16 protein-coding genes are annotated in these 19,936 nt (G+C 65.6%); 11 read left to right on the top strand and 5 right to left on the bottom strand.

Annotated features, from left to right (window positions below; all coding sequences use genetic code 11):
• Positions 1–88 precede the first annotated feature (88 nt).
• Both I6F28_RS32840 and I6F28_RS32835 read left to right on the top strand, forming a co-directional pair.
• On the top strand, positions 89–499 hold the full coding sequence (locus I6F28_RS32840; protein ID WP_225113275.1) for a VOC family protein: 411 nt from the start codon (positions 89–91) through the stop codon (positions 497–499).
• A 219-nt stretch (positions 500–718) separates the two neighbouring features.
• Positions 719–2,299 carry an AMP-binding protein gene (locus I6F28_RS32835; protein WP_225143012.1) on the top strand — a complete coding sequence of 527 codons (1,581 nt, stop codon included), beginning with the start codon at positions 719–721 and terminating at the stop codon, positions 2,297–2,299.
• Positions 2,300–2,433: 134 nt separating this feature from the next.
• On the opposite strand, the gene I6F28_RS32830 is transcribed toward I6F28_RS32835, so the two are convergent.
• The 3 genes from I6F28_RS32830 to I6F28_RS32820 form a co-directional block, all read right to left on the bottom strand.
• Positions 2,434–3,528 carry an HD-GYP domain-containing protein gene (locus I6F28_RS32830; protein ID WP_225143010.1) on the bottom strand — a complete coding sequence of 365 codons (1,095 nt, stop codon included), beginning with the start codon at positions 3,526–3,528 and terminating at the stop codon, positions 2,434–2,436.
• A 419-nt stretch (positions 3,529–3,947) separates the two neighbouring features.
• A complete protein-coding gene (locus tag I6F28_RS32825) occupies positions 3,948–6,230 on the bottom strand; it encodes a xanthine dehydrogenase family protein molybdopterin-binding subunit (RefSeq protein WP_225143008.1) in 2,283 nt (760 codons plus the stop codon).
• The gene (locus tag I6F28_RS32820) at positions 6,227–6,718 is read right to left on the bottom strand and encodes a (2Fe-2S)-binding protein (protein ID WP_025033225.1); all 492 of its coding nucleotides are present in this window, start codon (positions 6,716–6,718) and stop codon (positions 6,227–6,229) included. The genes I6F28_RS32825 and I6F28_RS32820 overlap by 4 nt, the downstream gene beginning before the upstream one ends.
• 485 nt (positions 6,719–7,203) lie before the next feature.
• On the opposite strand from I6F28_RS32820, the gene I6F28_RS32815 reads away from it, so the two are divergent.
• From I6F28_RS32815 to I6F28_RS32805, 3 genes are all read left to right on the top strand, one after another.
• A complete protein-coding gene (locus I6F28_RS32815) occupies positions 7,204–7,968 on the top strand; it encodes an alpha/beta fold hydrolase (RefSeq protein ID WP_225143006.1) in 765 nt (254 codons plus the stop codon).
• Positions 7,969–7,992: 24 nt separating this feature from the next.
• Positions 7,993–8,328 (top strand): hypothetical protein, encoded by a 336-nt coding sequence (locus tag I6F28_RS32810; RefSeq protein ID WP_225143004.1) that lies wholly within the window; start codon positions 7,993–7,995, stop codon positions 8,326–8,328.
• Between the two features lie 165 nt (positions 8,329–8,493).
• The gene (locus I6F28_RS32805) at positions 8,494–9,168 is read left to right on the top strand and encodes a dienelactone hydrolase family protein (protein ID WP_225143002.1); all 675 of its coding nucleotides are present in this window, start codon (positions 8,494–8,496) and stop codon (positions 9,166–9,168) included.
• 145 nt (positions 9,169–9,313) lie between these two features.
• Here the strand turns inward: I6F28_RS32805 and I6F28_RS32800 are convergent, their stop codons facing one another.
• Both I6F28_RS32800 and I6F28_RS32795 read right to left on the bottom strand, forming a co-directional pair.
• The gene (locus I6F28_RS32800; protein WP_036002627.1) at positions 9,314–10,060 is read right to left on the bottom strand and encodes a polysaccharide biosynthesis/export family protein; all 747 of its coding nucleotides are present in this window, start codon (positions 10,058–10,060) and stop codon (positions 9,314–9,316) included.
• A gap of 134 nt (positions 10,061–10,194) precedes the next feature.
• Positions 10,195–10,512 (bottom strand): hypothetical protein, encoded by a 318-nt coding sequence (locus I6F28_RS32795; protein ID WP_025033220.1) that lies wholly within the window; start codon positions 10,510–10,512, stop codon positions 10,195–10,197.
• A 422-nt stretch (positions 10,513–10,934) separates the two neighbouring features.
• Between I6F28_RS32795 and rpsT the strand changes: the two genes are divergently transcribed.
• From rpsT to I6F28_RS32765, 6 genes are all read left to right on the top strand, one after another.
• On the top strand, positions 10,935–11,201 hold the full coding sequence (rpsT, locus tag I6F28_RS32790; protein WP_036002606.1) for a 30S ribosomal protein S20: 267 nt from the start codon (positions 10,935–10,937) through the stop codon (positions 11,199–11,201).
• A 1,273-nt stretch (positions 11,202–12,474) separates the two neighbouring features.
• A complete protein-coding gene (dnaA, locus tag I6F28_RS32785) occupies positions 12,475–13,884 on the top strand; it encodes a chromosomal replication initiator protein DnaA (protein WP_036002610.1) in 1,410 nt (469 codons plus the stop codon).
• A gap of 258 nt (positions 13,885–14,142) precedes the next feature.
• The gene (gene dnaN / locus I6F28_RS32780; protein WP_225143000.1) at positions 14,143–15,261 is read left to right on the top strand and encodes a DNA polymerase III subunit beta; all 1,119 of its coding nucleotides are present in this window, start codon (positions 14,143–14,145) and stop codon (positions 15,259–15,261) included.
• 161 nt (positions 15,262–15,422) lie between these two features.
• Positions 15,423–16,559, top strand: a complete 1,137-nt coding sequence (gene recF / locus I6F28_RS32775) for a DNA replication/repair protein RecF (RefSeq protein WP_225142998.1) — start codon at positions 15,423–15,425, stop codon at positions 16,557–16,559.
• Between the two features lie 108 nt (positions 16,560–16,667).
• The gene (locus tag I6F28_RS32770) at positions 16,668–17,402 is read left to right on the top strand and encodes a hypothetical protein (RefSeq protein WP_225142996.1); all 735 of its coding nucleotides are present in this window, start codon (positions 16,668–16,670) and stop codon (positions 17,400–17,402) included.
• Between the two features lie 120 nt (positions 17,403–17,522).
• Positions 17,523–19,685, top strand: coding sequence for a hypothetical protein (locus I6F28_RS32765; RefSeq protein ID WP_225130199.1), 2,163 nt, complete (start codon positions 17,523–17,525; stop codon positions 19,683–19,685).
• Positions 19,686–19,936: the final 251 nt, after the last annotated feature.

The following is a 19,936-nucleotide window of genomic DNA, read 5'->3' as shown; positions in this document are numbered from 1 at the left end:
ATGGCTTGAAAGCCGCGTCGCTGCGGTTGTAACAAAGCTTGCCGCGTGCGGAAAGTGCGCGGGGCACATCACGACGAAAGGATGAGACATGCCGGTCAAGGTTCATGCCCTGGATCATCTCGTGATCAATGTCAGCGACGTCGCGGCAAGTGCTGCGTGGTACGGCAAGATTCTCGGCATGGAAGTCAAGGTGTTCGATCCCGGCGGCGGCAAAGCGCCGCGGACTTTCCTTGAATTCGGTAACCAGAGGATCAACGTCCGGCAACGCGATGCCGACAAGGTGGAGTGGTTCACCGCGAACCAACCGACGGCGGGCAGCGAAGATTTGTGCTTTCTCACCTCGGCCACGCCGGACGAGGTGGTGGCGCATTTGCGGGCACATGGCGTCGCGATCGAGGAAGGTCCGGGCCCGAGGCAAGGCGCCCGCGGCACGTTGCGCTCGGTCTATTGCCGGGACCCGGATGGCAGTTTGATCGAGATCTCGTCGTACGAGGATTGAGGCGCGCCCCCAGCCAAACCCGTCATTGCGAGCGCAGCGAAGCAATCCAGAACCCCTCCGCGGAACCAGTCTGGATTGCTTCGTCGCGGGAGCTCCTCGCAATGACGCAGGAGAGAGCTCGGCCCTTCCCCGGATTTGCGTCCCGCGTCGTCCAATGGCAGGAAGACGCAATCATCAAAAGACAGCCGCCGGCAAGATGCGGCTGCACCGGGAGGAGCCATGCCAGTTCAACAGACCACAGCTGGAATCGTGGGCCCGTTCGACGGGCTCGACGTGCCCTGGCTGCTCAAGCTGCGCGCCGAGGTCCGGCGTGATCATCCGTTCCTGATCTGGGCCCCGTTCGACGCGCCGGCGCGGCGCTGGAGCTACGGCGAGTTTCACGAGCGCGTCGGCGCGCTCGCGGCCGGCCTCGCCAGGCGCGGTGTCAAGCCGGGCCAATATGTGCTCATTCATCTCGACAATTGCATCGAGGCGATGCTGGCCTGGTTCGCCTGCGTCGAGCTCGGGGCCATCGCGGTCACCACCAACACGCGTTCGGCGCCGGCCGAGATCGCGTATTTCGCCGATCATTGCGGCGCGGTCGCCGCGATCACGCAGCCGGCCTATGCGGAAGCCGTCGCGCAGAACTGCCGCAGCATACGCTGGCTGGCGGTGACCTCGCACGATGCGGGGGCGGCGCCCGCGCGGGGCGTCTCGCGGAGCGACAGCTTCGAATCGCTGTTCGCCGACAGTGCCGATCGTCCCCGGCGCGCGACCGATCCGCTGGCGCCATGCAGCGTGCAATACACTTCGGGCACGACGTCGCGGCCGAAGGCGGTGCTGTGGACCCATGCCAACGCGCTGTGGGGCGCCAAGATCAACGCCGCGCACGAGGACCTTCATGCCCGCGACGTGCACCAGGCGTACCTGCCCCTGTTCCACACCAATGCGCTGGCCTATTCCATGCTGGCGACGCTGTGGGTCGGCGCCACTTGCGTGATCCAGCCGCGCTTCTCCGCCAGCCGGTTCTGGGGCGTCGCGCGCGAGCATGGCGCAACCTGGACCTCGACCATCCCGTTCTGCATGAAGGCGCTGCTCGAGCAGGATATCCCGAAAGACCACAAGTTCCGCCTGTGGGGCACCGCCATCAACGAGCCGCCGGCCTTTGCCGCCTTCGGCGTCAAGATGATCGGCTGGTGGGGCATGACCGAGACCATCACCCACGGCATCGTCGGCGAGGTGGATCAGCCCAACATCCCGATGTCGATCGGTCGCGCCGCGCCCGAATATCAGATCCGCATCACCGACGACGACGGACGGCCGACGGAGGTCGGCGACACCGGCAATCTCGCGATCAAGGGCATCCCCGGCCTGTCGCTGTTCGCCGAGTACCTGCACAACGAGACGGCGACGCGCGAGAGTTTTGACGAGCACGGCTTCTTCCTCACCGGCGACCGCGTCGAGCGATTGGAGAACGGCTTCATCAAGTTCGGCGACCGCGCCAAGGACATGCTGAAGGTCGGCGGCGAGAACGTTGCGGCCTCCGAGATCGAGCAGGTGATCGCGCTGGTGCCGGGCGTGCGCGAGGCCGCCGTCGTGGCGAAGACGCATCCGATGCTGGACGAGGTGCCGGTGGTCTTCATCATCCCGCAGGGCGGCGTCGCAGGCGCTGCGCCCGACTTGCATGATCGCGTCATGGAAGCCTGCCGCAGGGGCCTCGCCGACTTCAAGCTGCCGCGCGAGATCAGGCTCGTCGACGACATGCCGCGCTCGACGCTGGAGAAGGTGGCGAAGGCGGAGCTGCGGAAGCTGGTGGGGTGATCTCGTAGGTGGGTTAGCCGAAGGCGTAACCCACCTACTTCGTTCGGCAATTGCGGAGGCATGGTGGGTTACGCCTGGCGCCTGCGCTTCGCGCAGCCGCGAGGCTAACCCGCCCTACGACTACGGCATCCCGACTAGAACGACCCCAGCGCGACCGGGCGGAACGCCTGCAGCAGCTGCTGGTCGAGCTTGCCGCCCATGCCTTCCATCATCGTGAAGGCGCGGGAGTGGGTGAAGGGCATGCGGTAGGCGCGCTTCTCGACGAGCGCGGCGTAGATGTCGACGATTGTCGTCAGGCGCACGATGTCGCTGATCTGGTTCGACGACAGGCCGTTCGGATAGCCGGAGCCGTCGAGGAATTCGTGGTGATGCAGCACCACGTCCAGCATCTCCGGCGGGAAGCCGCCTTGCGCGGCGAGCGCATCATAGCCGCGGCGCGGATGCTGGCGGACCTCAGCCATCTCCTCGTCGGTGAGCTTGCCGGGCTTGTCGAGCAGCCAGGCCGGAACGAAGGCCTTGCCGACGTCGTGCAGCAGCGCGGCGCGGGTCAGGCGGCGCTGGTCGTCCTCGCGCATGCCGAGATGCTGGGCGAAGGCGACGGCGAAGCCGGTGACGAACAGGCAATGGCGGTAGCTGCCGACATGGTGACAGCCGACCGTGGTGAGCCATTCCCGCAGCGAGGAATGCTTGATCGCCTTCAGGATCTTGCTTTCGGCGGCGATGACGTCATCGAAGGTCAGGGGCACGCCGAGTGGCAGCTTCTCGAACATCTTGGTCAGCACCGCATGCGCCGCCTCGACGCCGCGGTTGAGCGTCTTGCCGCGATCGGTCGCGTCATAGGCCGTGGTGTCCGGGAAGGCGGCGCGGATGCGCTGCAGGATGGCCTCGGCCTGGAGCGGCCGCGAGATGGTGTCGGTGGCCCCGAGCGCCCAGGCCTGCATGGTGCCGTGATGCAGGGCGTCCGCGAGCACGAACAGCCGCGGCATCGAACGATAGGCATCGCCGCGCAGCTTGTTGCGGACCCGCTGCACGCTGTCGGGCGAGCGCAGATTGATGTCGACCACGAGCCCGGAGAGATCGCGCGACGGCTGGGCGGGGATTTCGTCCGTCTTCACCGTGGAGACGTCGCCGACCGCTTTCAGGATGCTGGCGAGCTCGCTGCTCCCGTCGCTCCGATCGGAGGCGAGCAGGAGCCGGCGTTTGGCGGCGGATTTGGCTGTGGCGTTCATGGCTTCCCCCACAAGGACCGGAAACTCGGGCGTATTGGCCGATGAGCCTAAGCCGGATCAGGTTCTCTGGCCCTTAAGAGGCGTGCTCAATGGAACCTTGGGGAATTGCACGCAATTTTACGGATTGGGGTTCAGGGGGGAATTTCACAACCGGCGAAAACAACCCCATGCACAGTAGAACGGGCATTGATGGATAAGGGGAATTTTGGACGCTATCGCCCCGCCCTCCGCTGTCGTCGCCCGGCTTGACCGGGCGACCCAGTACGCTGAGACGGTCCGGCTGAAACCGAGAAGCCGCGGCGTACTGGATGCCCCGGTCAAGCCGGGGCATGACGGTGAGGGTGTGGAGGCGGCTCCAAAACAAATCCGCCGGAGGTTGCCCTCCGGCGGATCAGCTCATTCGGCAATCGCAGCGCGACTTACGCCTTCATGCTCGCTTTCACGGCTTCCGCGGTGATCGGCAGGGCGCGGACGCGGGCGCCGCTGGCATTGAAGATGGCGTTGCCGATGGCCGGCGCGACCACGGTGACCGCGGGCTCGCCGACGCCGGTGGCCTTCTCGCCATTGGCGATCACGGCGATCGCGACCTCGGGCGTCTGGCTCATGCGCAAGGGCGTGTAGCCATCGAAATTGGTCTGCTCGATGCCACCGTCCTTCAGCGTCGCCTTCTCGTACATCGCCAGCGACAGGCCCCACAGCGCCGCACCCTCGACCTGGGCGCGGACATTGTCGGGATGCACCTGCGTGCCGACGTCGGTTGCGACCGTGAGCTTCTTCACGGTCACCTCCCCCGACGGCGCGACGGCGACGTGAGCCACGCACGCCGTCCAGCTCGCGGTCGCCCGCTCCTGCGACGAGACGCAGGCGACGCCCATGCCCTCGCCTTTCGGCAATTGCTTGGTGCCGTAGCCGGACAGTCCCATCGCGGCGAGCAGCGTGTTGCGCAAGCGCTGCGCGCCGCCGTCGTTCTTGCCGGCGCCGTCGAGCAACGAGATGCGGAACTGGGCGGGATCCTTGCCCGTCGCCGCCGCGATCTCGTCGATCATGCTTTCGACCGCCCAGAAGGTCCAGCCCGGCGCCACCGAGCGAAGCTGGCCGGAGGGCGTAGCGTTGTGCGCGAGCTCGTTCTTGATCGCGCGCACATAATGGTTGGGCACGGTGTAGAAGAAGTCCGCCCCGTTCACCGTAAAGGAATCGAGCGGGCCCTTCTTGTCGACCGAGGGCGTCAGGAAGTCGGGTATTCCCCAGCGCGCGGTCGGCCAGGCCGACACCACGTCGTGGCTGATCGCAATGAGCTTGCCATCGCCGTCCACGCCGGCCTTCACTTTTTGATAGGTGAGCGGACGCGAGAAGTCCATCGTCATGTCGTTCTCGCGCGAATAGATCACCTTCACCGGCTTGCCGACGGCCTTGGCCGCCTGCACCGCCGGAATCATCATGTCGGCATCGAGACGCCGACCGAAGCCGCCGCCCAGCCACATCTGGTGCATGACCACGAACTTCGGGTCGATGCCGGCAGCTCCCGCCGCGATCGCGCCGGAGCGCGTTGCGAACTGATTGCCGGAATAGATGTGCAGGATGTCGCCCTTGAACTCCGCAGTGGCGTTCATCGGCTCCAGCGGCGCATGGATGTTGATGCTGGTGGTGTATTCCGCCTCCACCACCTTGGCCGCCGAACCGAAGGCTGCATTGGGATCGCCGTCCTTGACGAAGAACTGGCCGGAATCGTCCAGCTTCTGCAGCCGCTTGGCCTCGTCGAGCAGCGACTGGCTCGACACTTTCGCATTCGGACCCGCGTCATAGGCGATCTTCAGCGCCTGCGCCGCCTTCTTGGCGTTGGCATAGGTGCTGGCGACGGCGACGACCCAGCCCGACGTCGTGCCGGTCTTGTCGTCGAGCGTGACGGCCTTGATGAAGCCCGGCACCTTCTTTGCCGCGCTGTCGTCGACCGAGTTCACGGTAGCGCCAAAGCGCACCGGCGGCGTGACCAGCGCGCCATAGGCCATGCCCGGCAGCATCACGTCGATGCCGTACTTGGCCGTGCCGTTGGTCTTGGAGGGGATGTCGAGCTGCGGCACCGAGACGCCGATCATGGTGTACTGGTCCGGCGATTTCAGCTTGATCGCCTTCAACTCGTCGGGCGAGAAGGTTTTCGTCGCCTTGCCGCTTTTCACGACATCGGCAAACGACATCTGCTTCTTCGATTTCGGATGCACGATCATGGAATCGCGCACCACGAGCTCCGATGCCGGCACGCCCATGGCGGCGGCGGCACCTTCGGTCAATGCGATGCGACCGGCGGCGCCGGCCCGGCTCATCGCTTCGAAGTTCATCATGGTCGACCAGCTGCCGCCGGTGATCTGCGCGCCCAGCACGGGATCGTTGAACTTGGGATCGTTGGAGGCGAGCTGCACGCGCATGTCGCTCCATTTCGCGCCCAATTCCTCGCAGACGATCTGCGCCATGGTGGAGGCGATGTGCTGGCCCATATCCGCCTTGCCGCAGGTCACGGTGACAAGCCCGTCCGGCGCGATCGCGTACCACACGCTCGGCTCGAAATTGGCGGGCGCGGCGGCTGCCGATTCGATGCCGGGCACGCCGGCATAGCCGAGCACGAGGCCGGTCGCGGCGGTGCCGACGAGGAAGGAGCGGCGGCTGAGATCGGTCGTCTCAGGTGTCACGTTCTTGACATGCTTGTTCATGTGGGCCTCCGCTCGCTCGAGGTGGCGGACGCCGTGCGCATCTCGGATGCGGCGCGCATGATCGCCTTCTGGATCCGCGAATAGGTCATGCAGCGGCAGAGATTGCCGTCCATATGGGCGACCACTTCCTCCTTGGTCGGATTGGGATTCTTGGCGAGCAGCGAAGCCGCCTGCATGATCTGGCCGGACTGGCAATAGCCGCATTGCGGCACCTGCTCGGCGATCCAGGCCTTCTGTAAGGGATGATCGCCCTTGGCGGAGAGACCTTCGATGGTGGTGATCTTCTTGCCGGCGACGTCACTGAGCATGGTCTGGCACGAGCGCACGGCTTCACCGTTGACATGCACGGTGCAGGCACCGCACAGCCCGGCACCGCAGCCGAACTTGGTGCCTGTCATCTGCAATTGTTCGCGGATCGCCCAGAGGAGCGGCGTGTCGTTCGCCGCATCCACGGACAGACTCCGCCCGTTGATGGTGAGAGTTGGCATAGGCGTCTTCCCCTGCCGGTGCATGAAGCCGCTTACGGCGGCAATTTGAATGGCGGACGCCCACCGGGCTGGCGTCAGCCTTGCCGGCGAGAATGATCGCGTTCCGGCGCGGAGGCAAATGCAATTTGGAACGAGTCGAAAAAGCGCTCGCCACACTCGCCCGTTGTGCGCCGCGCCAAGGGCGTCGACGCAGCCACTGGACACAACAGCGCATGCCTCCGGCATGCGTGCTACGCATTCAGGCAGTTTCTTCGAGGTAACTTGGCGAGCTAAGGTGCAGCTGCCGCCGCTTTCTTCCTTCTCCCCTTGTGGGAGAAGGTGGCGCGAAGCGCCGGATGAGGGGTTGTATCCGCGCACTCGCATTGAGAGAGTCATGCGCGGATAGAGACCCCTCACCCGGCTTCGCTTTCAGCGAAGCCACCCTCTCCCACAAGGGGAGAGGGTGCAGCGGTGTCGTGGCGAGGAAAAAGAAAGGGCGGGAAGCAATGCCGGAGATCAATCGCGACGGCGTCAACATCTACTACGAGGTTCATGGCAACGGGCCGCCGCTGCTGCTCACCCACGGCTATTCCTCGACCTCGGCGATGTGGCATGGGCAAATCGACGCGCTGGCGAAGGACCACACGCTGATCCTGTGGGACATGCGCGGCCACGGCCAGTCCGATTACCCTGACGATGCGAGTGCTTATAGCGAAGACCTCACGGTCGGTGACATGGCGGCGATCCTCGATGCGGTCGGCGCGAAGCGCGCCATCATCGGCGGGCTTTCGCTCGGCGGCTACATGTCGCTGGCGTTCTATCGCGCACATCCGGAGCGGGCCCGCGCGCTGCTGATCATCGACACCGGCCCCGGCTTCAGGAAGGACGATGCGCGCGAAGCCTGGAACGCGCGAGCGCTCGCCACGGCCGACCAGCTCGACCGCGAAGGCCTCGATGTGCTGAAAGCGGCGACGCGCGAGCGCGCCACCGCGAACCATCGCAACGCCAGCGGGCTTGCGCTCTCCGCGCGCGGCATGCTGACCCAGCGCGATGCGCGCGTGATGGAGCTGTTGCCTGAGATCAAGGTGCCCAGCCTGATCGTGGTCGGCGCCGACGACACCCCGTTCCTCGCCGCGTCCGACTACATGGCCGCAAAAATCCCCGGCGCACAAAAGGTCGTGATCCCCGCCGCCGGCCACGCCGTCAACATCGATCAGCCCCAGGCTTTTGTTGACGCGGTCGTGCCTTTCCTGAAGAACTTGCCGGCATAGGCCGATCGAGCAGGGACACAGGCGATGAAGCTGATGATGCTGGCTGCGGGGACGATGTTGCTGTCGCTATCCGCACAGGCCGAGCCGATCGGCGCCGTGCCGCCGCGCAAGCCCTTCGCCGCGACCTTGTCGAACAACACGCCGCTCGCCTTCGGCATGGATGCCGAACAAACCGCGCGCGCCCTCGGGCAGCAGCTGCAATATGTGCGGGGACGTCCCGGCCACGAGATCTATCTCGCCTTGCGCAACATCGGCGGCAGCGGCCTGATCCCCTATCGCCATCGCCTGTTCCTGCAATTCCGCCACGGCCGGCTGGCCGGATGGAAGGAGGATTACGGCGAGAACTGGATGTGGGAGTGAGGTGTTACCCCTCATCCTGAGGAGCTTGCACCGCAAGCGTCTCGAAGGATGCAGGCCCGGCTGCTGCATCTCGGCCTTTCATCCTTCGAGACGCGCGCAGGTGCGCTCCTCAGGATGAGGGGAGAGAGCTGAATTTCGGATCGACAACCAAGAAGGACAACCCGCGTGGGACAGGACATCAAGCTGACGGCCTCGGACAATTTCCAGCTCGGCGCCTATCGCGCCGATCCCGCCGGCACGCCGAAGGGCGCGGTGGTGGTGATCCAGGAGATATTTGGGGTCAATCACCACATCCGCTCGGTCTGCGACCGCCTTGCCGGGGAAGGCTATGTCGCGATCGCGCCGTCGATCTTCGACCGGACGGCGCCGAACTTCCAGTCGGGCTATTCGCCCGACGAGATCGCGGAGGCGCGCAAGTTCGTGGCCAATCCGGACTGGGCCGCGATGCTGCGCGACACGCAGGCTGCGATCGATGCGGTCAGAAGCGTCGGGCCCGTCGGCATCATTGGCTTTTGCCTAGGCGGCAGCATCGCCTTCGTCGCGGCGACGCGACTGACCGGCCTGAAGGCGGCAATCGGCTATTACGGCGGCGCCGTCGTGCGCTTCGCCGACGAGGTGCCGAAGGTACCGACCCAACTGCATTTCGGCGAGAAGGATGCCGGCATTCCGCTGACCGACGTCGAGACCGTCAAGACCAAGCGGCCCGAGGTCGAAGTCCACATTTATCCGGGTGCCCAGCACGGCTTCCATTGCGACGAGCGCGCCAGCTACGACAAGGCCAGCGCCGACATCGCCTGGCCGCGCAGCATGGCGTTCTTCGCGACGCATTTGACGAAGTAGCGCGCGGCTCTTTCCACTGTCATTCCGGGGCGCGCGCAGCGCGAGCCCGGAATCCATCGTGCGTCAGCGTTCGTGGATGAATGAATTCCGGGCTCGCGACTTCGTCGCGCCCCGGAATGACGAAGGAGAGAGTCGGGCTTGAATCCTAGAACCAGCGCTCGCCGACGAACACGGTGTCGCCGGGCGCGAGCGGCGTGCCGAGCGGCACCACGGCGCGCATGGCGCCGCCGTTCTCGGTGTGCGTGACGGTGACCATGTCGCGCTTGGCGCGCGGCGAGAAGCCGCCGGCGATGGCGACCGCGCTCTCAACCGTCATGTTCGGCACGTAGGGATATTGGCCGGGCGCGAGGACCTCGCCGAGGATGAAGAACGGACGATAGGTCTCGATCTCGACCGCCACCGAAGGCTCGCGGATGTAGCCGTTGCGCAGGCGTGCGGCGATCTCGCCGGCCAGCCCCGCCGTGGTGCGGCCGCGGGCGGGCACCGCGCCGATCAGCGGCATGGTGATGGAGCCGCCGGCGTCGATCGCATAGCTGTTGGTGAGACCTTCCTGGCCGTAGACCACGACGCGGAGCTTGTCGCCGGCGTCGAGATGGTAGGAGGGGCCATTGCGCACCGGCACCGCCATCGGCGCGGCGTAGCCGACAGGCATCGGTGCGGGCGAAGCGGCAAAGGAATTGCTGAGCGCTGCGATCGCGCCACCGCCGTTATTGGCGACGACGACCGGCCGCGGCGCATTATAGGGCTGGCCATAGGCCATGGCATCGAGATCGGGACGAGGCTGCACCATCGCGACGGGAGTTGCGGTCTGCATGCAGCCGCCCAAAGCGAGCGCGGCGGACGCTGCCAAGGACGCCAAGTTCGACCATCGAAACGCGCGTGCAACCGGCACCGGACCCATCCTCGAAACGAGACGGCTCCAGTGATGCACCGGTTATGGTTAATAAAGCGTTGAGTGGGGCTCCAACCCTCCCCTGGAGGGGGAGGGTAAGAGGCAGCGCTGTTACGCGGGTGCCAGCTGCAGGCTCAATCCCGGGAATAGCCGATCAGCGGTTTCCGCGGGCGGAACAAGATCATCAGGAGGATGCCGAGAATGCCGAGGACGGCGAAGACCGGCTGCTCCAGCACCAGGCGGATCACCGAGGTCCAGAGCCAGGGCGCCTTGGCCTCGACCCAGGTGCGGAAGGCCGATTGGCTGGCCTGATTGATATCGTTCCAGAACTGGCCGAAGCGGGTGAATTTGAGGGTCTGGTCGGCCACCCAGCGGGCGCCGTCATAGACCATGAAGATGAACCCGCCGGCGAGCAGCAACAGCCCTATCAGTCGGAAAAAGCCGCGGATCATGCCTCACCTAGATGGCCGTCGAAGCGGACGACCTTTTCGGAACGATGCCAGCCAATACCCGGGCGACGGCAGAAATTCAACCTCTTCAGGGCGTTACGGCACTCATCCAGGCCGCCAAAGGGGCGTTTCCGGCGCCCGAAAGCGTTGACGGTGCGAAAGACCCTCTCTATAAGGGCGCCAACTGGCGGTGGGCGCAATCCCGCCGCCGCTGTTCTTTGAGCAGTTGCAGGCACCCTGGGCTTCAGGACTCATCCGAGCTTGAAGACACCTTGGAGCCTCAGAGACAGCCGCAAGGCGGTCGCTCATGTTCCGGGAACGGCCCAGCAACCGAACACCCTAAATCCGAGCGTCGATTCCGCGGTCAAGCAAGCCGGCGCTACCCGACCAAGACGCGACCGGTACCCGCAAAGGACATTGAGACCATGGCCAATACCACTTCCGCCAAGAAAGCGACGCGCAAGATCGCCCGCCGCACTGCCGTCAACAAGTCGCGCCGCACCCAGATGCGTGGCGCCGTGCGCAACGTCGAGGAAGCCATCGAGAGCGGCGACCGCGCCGCTGCCGTGAAGGCGCTCGCGACGGCCGAGCCCGCCTTGATGCGCGCCGCCCAGCGCAACATCATTCACAAGAACAACGCCAGCCGCAAAGTCTCGCGCCTCACCGCGCAGATCGCCAAGCTCGCGAAGTAAATCTGCTAAGTCATCTTGGCGACATCGTCTGATCGGTCGATCCGGTCAGCGCGTCAAACAGCCCGGCCTCGCGCCGGGCTTTTTTGTTGACTGTCACATTCACGCAAGCAGTCACGCGAGGCTCACGCCTCGCTTGGATGATTTACATCGTCTGCGTCAGTCTTCATTCCGTAATTCTACCTGCCGATGTTCTGCAACAGAGGAAACTTCACTGCGTTGCAAAAAACCCCTGTGAGGCGGGCGCGAATTGAATCGATGGCCGATGAGAGTTCTGCACACCGTAGATTCACCGGAACGTGTGTCACGGTGGAGTTACCCTGCAAAACGAGTCTCGAAAAGCGATGGCTCGATAATCACTTATCAACATAGCAGCGACAAGCATTTGGAAAATTCGCCCGCACGTCGGGCGCATGACGAATTTATAAAAATAATTTGGCGCTGAACGAGAATTGTCACATGACGCGCGGCCTTCTCGATTCTGTGCACGGATTCAAAAACTTGCTTCGCAGCCTGTGAACAACTCCTGTGCGACGTTAACCGAGGTCAAGTTTTTTGACGGCTCAACTGTGAATCAATTTCGTTGCGAGTCTTTCCGCTTAGTGTATTCCTTAACCCAGTCAGCGGCGCCCACGATCTTCAGACCAGCGCGGTTTAGGAAACGGGGCGAGCGTGCAAATCGGCGGCGGTGTGCACGTAGGCGACGCTTCAAAAAGTGATGTCGGTGCAAAACCCACAGCAATGTGGGAATGGTAGCTCTTTGTCTGAATGTTTCCAAGCGGGACCTTTCCCGCTCGCGCCAGGCGCATCTACTCGCGCCAGGCTCATATGAGAGACATCGCGAAGCTACCCCGGCACGCAAGGTGGCGAAGTCGAGCGGACGACTAGTACATTTGGGCAGGCATCCGCGACAGGAGTACGGCGCGGTTGTCTTTAGGACACGCAGGACCTTGTCGTGAGCGATCACGGCAGGACGGGGAGGTATCATGTCTTACGGACTCAACGCGGTATTGCAGCACGTTTCCTTTTCCAACGATGCCGTTTCAGCCCCGTCGGATTTCCAGCCTCCCGCGCGTGACGGAGCGCCGAGTACGCGCTGACCTCGCGACCCCACCATCTCTGACATCGCTGATCTGACCCGCGGCGTTCGCGCCGAACGGTCGAGCCATGCCCGACGATGGACTCGCTCGAGGTCGCGCCACTTCAGGGACCGTGGCAGGAACCCTGCATGGCGCTCACAAACGCAACTATATCTCTCAAGAGAAGTTTTCTGACGATGACAATGGAACAGGATCGCTGGTCACGCGTGAAGGGTCGGCTGCGTTCGAGCGTGGGCGAGGACGTCTACACAAGCTGGTTTGCGCGCATGGATCTGGAAGGCGTGCAGGACGAGAGCGTGCGGCTCTCGGTGCCGACGCGGTTCCTGAAGAGCTGGATTCAGGCCCATTATGCCGAGCGCGTGCTGTCGTGCTGGCAGGCCGAGATGCCGGAAGTGCATCGCATCGACCTCACGGTGCGGTCCGCCGTGCGCCCCTCGGCGCAGCCGAAGGAAGCGCCCGCGCCGGTCGAGGCGCGCCGCGCGCCGACGCCGGAATTGCGTTCGACCGCGACCGCGCCGGTCTCGGCCAATCACGACGCACTCGGCGGCTCGCCGCTCGATCCGCGCCTGACCTTCGCGAGCTTCGTCGTCGGCCGCTCCAACACGCTGGCTCATGCGGCCGCGCGCCAGGTCGCCGAAGGACGTCGCGGCGACCCCGTGATGTTCAACCCGCTCTACATCCATGCCGGCGTCGGCCTCGGCAAGACGCATCTCTTGCAGGCCGTGACCTGGGCCGGCAATTCCGGCAACGAGCGCAAGGTGCTGTATCTCACGGCCGAAAAATTCATGTACGGCTTCGTCGCCGCGCTGAAGACGCAGACGGCGCTGGCCTTCAAGGAAGCGCTGCGCGGCATCGACGTGCTTGTCATCGACGACCTCCAGTTCCTGCAGGGCAAGTCGACGCAGGCCGAGTTCTGCCACACGCTGAACGCGCTGATCGACGCCGGCCGCCAGGTCGTGATCGCGGCCGACCGTCCGCCATCGGATCTGGAAAGCCTCGACGATCGCGTCCGCTCGCGGCTCGCCGGCGGGCTCGTGGTCGAGATGGGATCGCTCGGCGAGGAGCTGCGCCACGGCATCCTGAAGTCGCGCGTCGCGGCGGCCCGCGCCCATCACGCCACGTTCGAGGTGCCCGAGGAGGTGCTGCATTATCTGGCGCGCACCATCACCCATAACGGCCGCGACCTCGAAGGCGCGATCAACCGGCTGCTGGCGCATTCCAAGCTCAACAACCGGCCGGTGACGCTGGAGATGGCCGAGCACGAGGTGCGCGACCTGGTGCGGCCGCAGGAGCCGAAGCGGATCAAGATCGAGGACATCCAGCGCGTGGTGGCGCGGCAGTATAATGTCAGCCGCTCCGACCTCTTGTCCTCGCGCCGCACCGCCAACGTGGTGCGCCCGCGCCAGGTGGCGATGTATCTCGCCAAGACGCTGACGCTGCGCTCGCTGCCCGAGATCGGCCGCCGCTTCGGCGGGCGCGACCACACCACCGTGCTGCACGCGGTGCGCAAGATCGAGGCGCTGGTCTCCAAGGACACCGCGCTGTCGGAGGAAGTGGAATCGCTGAAGCGCCAGCTTCAGGAATAAAGGCCTAGGGCTCCCGCCCTGCTCCGCCGCCCCGGCTTGCCTGGGCGGCGGTCTTCGTTTTGAGGCGGTAAATCGTGGGGAACTGGCCCCAATCCCTTGAATCTGCGGGCCATCCGCGCCACCTTGCGCGACCCAGACGGCTTTGGTCATATCGGCAGGAATGATCCGGCCGGTCGGGGTCTTCGATGCCGTGGCGCGCGTCCCGCCGCCCGGCCTTCTCAACGCTGTGTTTTCCTAAGGGATCGGGCGAGTAGTGCAATGAAGGTTACGGTCGAACGCGCACAACTGCTGAAGTCGCTGGGCCATGTCCACCGCGTGGTCGAGCGCCGCAACACGATCCCGATTCTCGGCAACGTGCTGGTGCGCGCCGAGAACGCGAAATTGTCGCTGAAGGCGACCGACCTCGACCTCGAAGTGACCGAGACGCTGCCGGCGGAAACCGCGACCGCGGGCTCCACCACCGTGCCGGCGCACATGTTCTACGACATCGTGCGCAAGCTGCCGGACGGCTCGCAGATCGTGCTGGAGGCCGACGGCGACCGCGCCGTGCTCGCCATCCGCGCCGGCCGCTCGCGCTTCACGCTGCAGACGCTGCCGGAGAACGATTTCCCGGATCTGGCCGCCGGCGACATGTCGCATTCGTTCTCGCTCGCCGCCAAGGACGTCAAGCGGCTGATCGACCGCACCCAGTTCGCGATCTCGACCGAGGAGACGCGCTATTACCTCAACGGCATCTATCTGCATGCCGCCGGCACGCCAAAGGCCGCCACCCTGCGCGGTGTCGCCACCGACGGTCACCGCCTCGCCCAGCTCGACCTGGTGCAGCCCAAGGGCGCCGAGGGCATGCCCGGCGTGATCATGCCGCGCAAGACGGTCGGCGAGGTGCAGCGCCTGATCGAGGACACCGAGGCCGAGATGACGATCGAGCTGTCGCAGGCCAAGATCCGCTTCACCATCGGCAACGTCGTGCTGACCTCGAAGCTGATCGACGGCACCTTCCCCGATTACGGCCGCGTCATTCCGCAGAACAACGACAAGGAGCTCATCGTCGACAAGAAGGATTTCGAGAACGCGGTCGACCGCGTCTCGACGATTTCGAGCGAGCGCGGCCGCGCGGTCAAATTGTCGCTGTCGGCGGGCAAGCTGGTGCTGTCGGTGACCAATCCGGATTCCGGCAGCGCGACCGAAGAGCTCGAGGTCGAATACGCCTCCGACGCGCTCGATATCGGCTTCAACTCCCGCTATCTGCTCGACATCGCCGCCCAGATCGAAGGCGACGTCGCCACGCTCCGCCTCGCCGATCCCGGCTCGCCGACCCTGGTGCAGGACCGCGACGACAAGAGCGCGCTGTACGTGCTGATGCCGATGCGGGTGTGAGACCTACCGGCATCCACACCTGTCACTACATCGTCATGGCCGGCGTAGCCGTCCGAAAGGACGGCGTCGCTTTGCTCCGCCTATGTCCCGGCCATCCACGTCTTCGGAGCCAAGAACGTGGATGCCCGGCACAAGGCCGGGCATGACGGAAAACGGATCTCATGACCCCCTCCCGCATTCATCGGCTGACGCTGACGCATTTTCGCAATTACCGGGCGGCGGGGCTCGAGACGGCGGCTGATCTGGTGGCGCTGGTCGGACCGAACGGGGCGGGCAAGACCAATTGCATCGAGGCGATCTCGTTCCTGTCGCCGGGCCGCGGCCTGCGCCGGGCGACGCTGGAGGATGTCGCCGACAACCAGGGCGACGGCTCCTGGGCGGTGTCGGCGCAGGTCGAGGGCGCGCTGGGGCTGGCGACGCTCGGCACCGGCATCGATGCGCCGCGCGCGGATACCACGGTCAGCCGGCGCTGCCGCATCGACCGCGAGCCGGTGGGCTCGGCCAGCGCCTTCGGCGATCATATCCGCATGGTGTGGCTGACGCCGGCCATGGACGGGCTGTTCATGGGCGCAGCGTCCGAACGGCGGCGCTTCTTCGACCGTCTCGTGCTCGCCATCGACAGCGAGCATTCCAGCCGCATCAACGCGCTCGAGCGCTCGTTGCGCTCGCGTAACCGCCTGCTGGAGACGCGCAATTACGACGACCATTGGTGCGACGCGATCGAGCGCGAGACGGCCGAACTCGCCGTCGCGGTGGCGGCCACGCGCGGCCAGACCGCGGCAAGGCTCACCGGCATGCTCAACGCGCGCGCACAGGCATTCGCATTTCCGTCCGCTCAGATCGCGCTCGACGGCTGGATGGAGAATGCGCTGCTCGAGGAGACCGCGACCTCGGTCGAGGACCGCTACCGCCAGATCCTGCGCGACAACCGCCCGCGCGATGCGATCGCCGGCCGCACCACCGACGGCCCGCATCTCACCGACCTCCAGGTGATCTACGCGCCCAAGAGCATGCCGGCGCGCGATGCCTCTACCGGCGAGCAGAAGGCGCTGCTGATCGGCCTCGTGCTGGCGCATGCGAGCTTGGTCGCCGAGATGACCGGCATCGTGCCGCTGCTGCTGCTCGACGAGGTGGTTGCGCATCTCGATCCGAACCGCCGGGCGGCGCTGTTCGATGAGCTGAAGAAGCTCGGCGCGCAGGTGTGGCTGACCGGTGCGGATCCTGCCGCCTTCGCCGAGATCGGCGCGGGGGGCGAAGTGTTTGACGTCGAGAGCGGACGAGTCTCGGCCCGCAGCTAGGCCGCCGCATTGAACCCGCCTGTTCCAGATCGCGACTAGCTGCTTGAGGCCGCAAGAAGCGGCCATCGCGCAGCACTCGGACATGCGCGACATCCTTGGAGCATGAGCATGACGGCGGTGAGGCATGGGGCGCAAGCCCCGGCACGATGGCAGTTGTTTGCGTGCGGCTTCGCCCTGTTTGCGATGTGCATGCTCGCGGCCAGCGCCGGTGCCTCGCTGCCGCATCTGTTTCCGACGCCGCTCACGCTGGATTCCGATGCCAAGCTGCCCGCACCGACCCGCTATACTTACAGGGGGATCCACACCACGCTGATGCAGGGCGTCGACGCGCCGCTCCGCGTCAGGCTGGAGGCCACCGTGCCCGCGGGGATCAGCGACGTGCTCGCCTTCTACCGGACCGAGCTTCGCAAGCTCGGCTGGCAAGAGCAGCATGATGGCGCCGTGATCAACGCCGATCACGTCCGGCTCGCCTTCGTCTCGCCGCTGGGGCCGGCCGCGCTGAAGCTCGACCGCAAGGATTCCGGCACCTCGGTTCATCTGGTGCAGAAGAACGCGGACATGGCGACGAAGGCGAACGTGCTGCCCGAGCCCGGCCAGGCGAAGCTGGTGTTCAGCAATATCGGCGACAAGGAAGCGGTCCTCACCATCAACGGGCGGATCATCCCGCGCCCGGCCGGCGCGAACGCCGTCGCGCTGGACCTCGCGCCGGGCGAATATTCGTACAGGCTGGGCGTCCCGGGCCAACCCGCCACCACGAACATCCTCACCGTCGCCGCCGGCGACACCTGGGAGCTCACGGTCGGGCGCGACGGTGACGCCTGGCCGCCGTTGCAGCTATACTGAGCCTGTTGAACCTCTCCGGTTCCCGGCGCGACTTCTCGTCTGAGGCCGCGCCGACGGCGCCGCAGCCCGCCAATGCGCAAGGGCAAGACGACCCGCGCGACATCCAGGAGTTTTTTGACGATGCCGATGACCCGGCGCGGGGCGCAAGTCCCGGCAAGATGGCTGCTGCTTGCCTGCGGCATTCTCGCGATAGTGATCCCCTCGCGTCCCGCCGGCGCGGCAGACGATGGCATCGTCGACGTCCATACGCTGCCGCGGCTCGACGGTGCGGTGGAGGACACTTCGCGTCCCGACACCTATCGCGTGATCTACACCGTGCCGACCCCGCTTGCCGCCACGTCGGACGCGACCAGGAAGCTGCTGAGCGCCGACGGCTGGGTGCCCTATGTGTATCCCCTGGATGAGAGAAGCGCAGCGTTGACCTTCAAGAAGGGACGGCAGGGGCTGCGCGTTTCCTTCACACAGGCGCGCGGGCGACCCGACCAGTCCGCCGTGTTCTACACGCCGAACCGGATCTATGCGAACGTGCCCTTTCCGGAAGGTGCGATCGATCTCGTGTTCGACGAGACCCGGCCCTATCTCAGCTGCATTGCGCCCGGCGCGCTCGATGCGACCGCAGCATTCTTTACCAAGGACATGGCGGCGATGGGATGGCGCAAGCTGAACCCCGATACGGCATCGCGCTGGCCGAACGCCGATCTTGCCGGAGCCGTTCCGAACGGCGTTCGCGTCTTCTACGACCACCCCGATCGCGACGCGACGCACATCTACCAGAAGCCGGTGATGCTGACCCTGACGCGCCGCGACGATGGCCGCACCAATGTCGAGATCAGGGTGGCGCCGTTCGCACTGCCGGAGGTGCTCGAGGCCGACGACGACATGGCCGGCCTGCCACGGCCGAAGCCAACCAAATCTGCGCGGGGCCTCGGCAGCGCCAACTCGAACAAGCGCGAGATCTCGGCCGCCGCGATCGCCGAGCTGCCCGCCGTGCTCGCCTTCTACCAGCGCGAGCTCACCGCGCGCGGCTGGCAGGAGGACGGCCGCGCGCCGCTCGCGCCCGGCGACGAGGTGGCGATCAAGATTTCCAACACTGATGAAACCGGTGTGCTGCGGCTCGGCCGCAAATATGATTTCACCATGGTCAGCCTGACCGCGCAGGTGAAGGAATCCGCGCTCGCCGCTCGCGCCAAGGCGAAGAAGGAGGCCGACGCGAGGTTCCTGAGCGATGCCTTGGGTACGGCTCAGCAGCTCATTGCGGCCGATGATATCAGGCGCAAGACGCAGGCCGCCTCCCTGTCGGACGCCCCGCTCACCGCGCTCGCTGACGGCAAGACGCCGGTGCCGCTGCCCGAAAACGCCGAAGCCGTGACGTTCGAAGGCGGCGACGGCCACCTGGAATTCTCCTCGGAGTCGAGCGTGAAGGCGCTCAGCAGCTTCTATCGGACGGCGCTGAAGAGCTCGGGCTGGAAGGAGCAGCCCTCCGTCATCAACCAGCCGAACATGGCGGTGATGGCGTTCTCGAAGGGCGGCAAGTCGATCTCGATGACGGTGATGCAGATGGGCCCGAAGGTGAATGTCCGCGCCGACGGATCGGGCCTGGTGACGGAAGCGGCCAAGGCTGCGGCCGGCGCGGAGGTGGAGGTTCAGGCCAAATCCGCCGAGCCGCTCAAGCCCGATCCTGAGTCCCCGCTGCCGGTACCGACGCAGCGTTCGTCGAAATCGCTCGCGACCACCAAGATACCCGGAGGCGAAGCGCCGCTCCGCCGCGAGCTCGAGGCCCGCATCCCCGCTTCGCTCGACGAGGTCCTCGCCTTCTACCGGGCCGAGCTTGCAAAGCTGGGCTGGCAGGAGAAGACCGACGGCGCAGCCGTGTCCGCGGAACGCGCGCAGATCGACTTCACCTCGCCGCAAGGTCCCGCCGTGCTCAAGCTCGGCCGCGCCAAGGGCGAGACCACGGTCAGCCTGGCGCAGAAGAATGCCGATGCCGCGGCCAAGGCCGAGATCATGCCGAAGGCGGGACAAGCGCGGCTCATGCTCGGAAACATGGCAGCGAACGAGGTCGCGCTGACGATCAACAAGCAGACGGTGAAGATCGCAGCCGGCGCCGGCGGCCCGCAATCACCGAAAGGCCCGATGCTCGACCTACCGCCCGGCAAATACGTGTACGCGTTGCGCCTGCCCGGCCGCCCTGCGCGTAGCGAGTCCCTGACCGTTGCCGCCGGCGAGGCCTGGGGCCTTCTGGTGGGCCCGAGCGGCGACGTGCTGCCGCTGCAGATGTATTGAGGCTGCACGCTTTCAGATTCGCGGTATCGTCATGGCCGGGCTTGTCCCGGCCATCCACGTCTTCCGCGACGCCAAGAACGTGGATGCCAGGACAAGGCCGGGCATGACGGCGATCGATGAATCAGTTTCAGGTGCCCCAAAACCACTCTTCCTGGCCCCGCAAAATCCACGGCTTTTCGAGGCAAGAAACTGCCCTCGAATCGGGCTTTTTGCGGCGCCCAGAATCGGCCCTCCGGCGCCTTGAAAACCGG

It is taken from the genome of Bradyrhizobium sp. NBAIM14 (assembly GCF_020193895.1).
In the GTDB taxonomy this organism is placed as follows: domain Bacteria; phylum Pseudomonadota; class Alphaproteobacteria; order Rhizobiales; family Xanthobacteraceae; genus Bradyrhizobium; species Bradyrhizobium yuanmingense.
The sequence above is the reverse complement of the archived record's forward strand: the minus strand, read 5'-3'. Positions and strand labels throughout refer to the sequence as shown.

What these genes read in the sequence shown, in the direction of transcription:
- I6F28_RS32765 (WP_225130199.1), top strand. Translation starts at nt 17,523, where the DNA reads ATGCCGATGACCCGGCGCGGGGCGCAAGTCCCGGCAAGATGGCTGCTG.
- I6F28_RS32820 (WP_025033225.1), bottom strand. Translation starts at nt 6,718, where the DNA reads ATGCCAACTCTCACCATCAACGGGCGGAGTCTGTCCGTGGATGCGGCG.
- I6F28_RS32810 (WP_225143004.1), top strand. Translation starts at nt 7,993, where the DNA reads ATGAAGCTGATGATGCTGGCTGCGGGGACGATGTTGCTGTCGCTATCC.
- I6F28_RS32840 (WP_225113275.1), top strand. Translation starts at nt 89, where the DNA reads ATGCCGGTCAAGGTTCATGCCCTGGATCATCTCGTGATCAATGTCAGC.
- dnaA (WP_036002610.1), top strand. Translation starts at nt 12,475, where the DNA reads ATGACAATGGAACAGGATCGCTGGTCACGCGTGAAGGGTCGGCTGCGT.
- I6F28_RS32795 (WP_025033220.1), bottom strand. Translation starts at nt 10,512, where the DNA reads ATGATCCGCGGCTTTTTCCGACTGATAGGGCTGTTGCTGCTCGCCGGC.
- rpsT (WP_036002606.1), top strand. Translation starts at nt 10,935, where the DNA reads ATGGCCAATACCACTTCCGCCAAGAAAGCGACGCGCAAGATCGCCCGC.
- I6F28_RS32830 (WP_225143010.1), bottom strand. Translation starts at nt 3,528, where the DNA reads ATGAACGCCACAGCCAAATCCGCCGCCAAACGCCGGCTCCTGCTCGCC.
- I6F28_RS32770 (WP_225142996.1), top strand. Translation starts at nt 16,668, where the DNA reads ATGACGGCGGTGAGGCATGGGGCGCAAGCCCCGGCACGATGGCAGTTG.
- recF (WP_225142998.1), top strand. Translation starts at nt 15,423, where the DNA reads ATGACCCCCTCCCGCATTCATCGGCTGACGCTGACGCATTTTCGCAAT.
- dnaN (WP_225143000.1), top strand. Translation starts at nt 14,143, where the DNA reads ATGAAGGTTACGGTCGAACGCGCACAACTGCTGAAGTCGCTGGGCCAT.
- I6F28_RS32815 (WP_225143006.1), top strand. Translation starts at nt 7,204, where the DNA reads ATGCCGGAGATCAATCGCGACGGCGTCAACATCTACTACGAGGTTCAT.
- I6F28_RS32835 (WP_225143012.1), top strand. Translation starts at nt 719, where the DNA reads ATGCCAGTTCAACAGACCACAGCTGGAATCGTGGGCCCGTTCGACGGG.
- I6F28_RS32825 (WP_225143008.1), bottom strand. Translation starts at nt 6,230, where the DNA reads ATGAACAAGCATGTCAAGAACGTGACACCTGAGACGACCGATCTCAGC.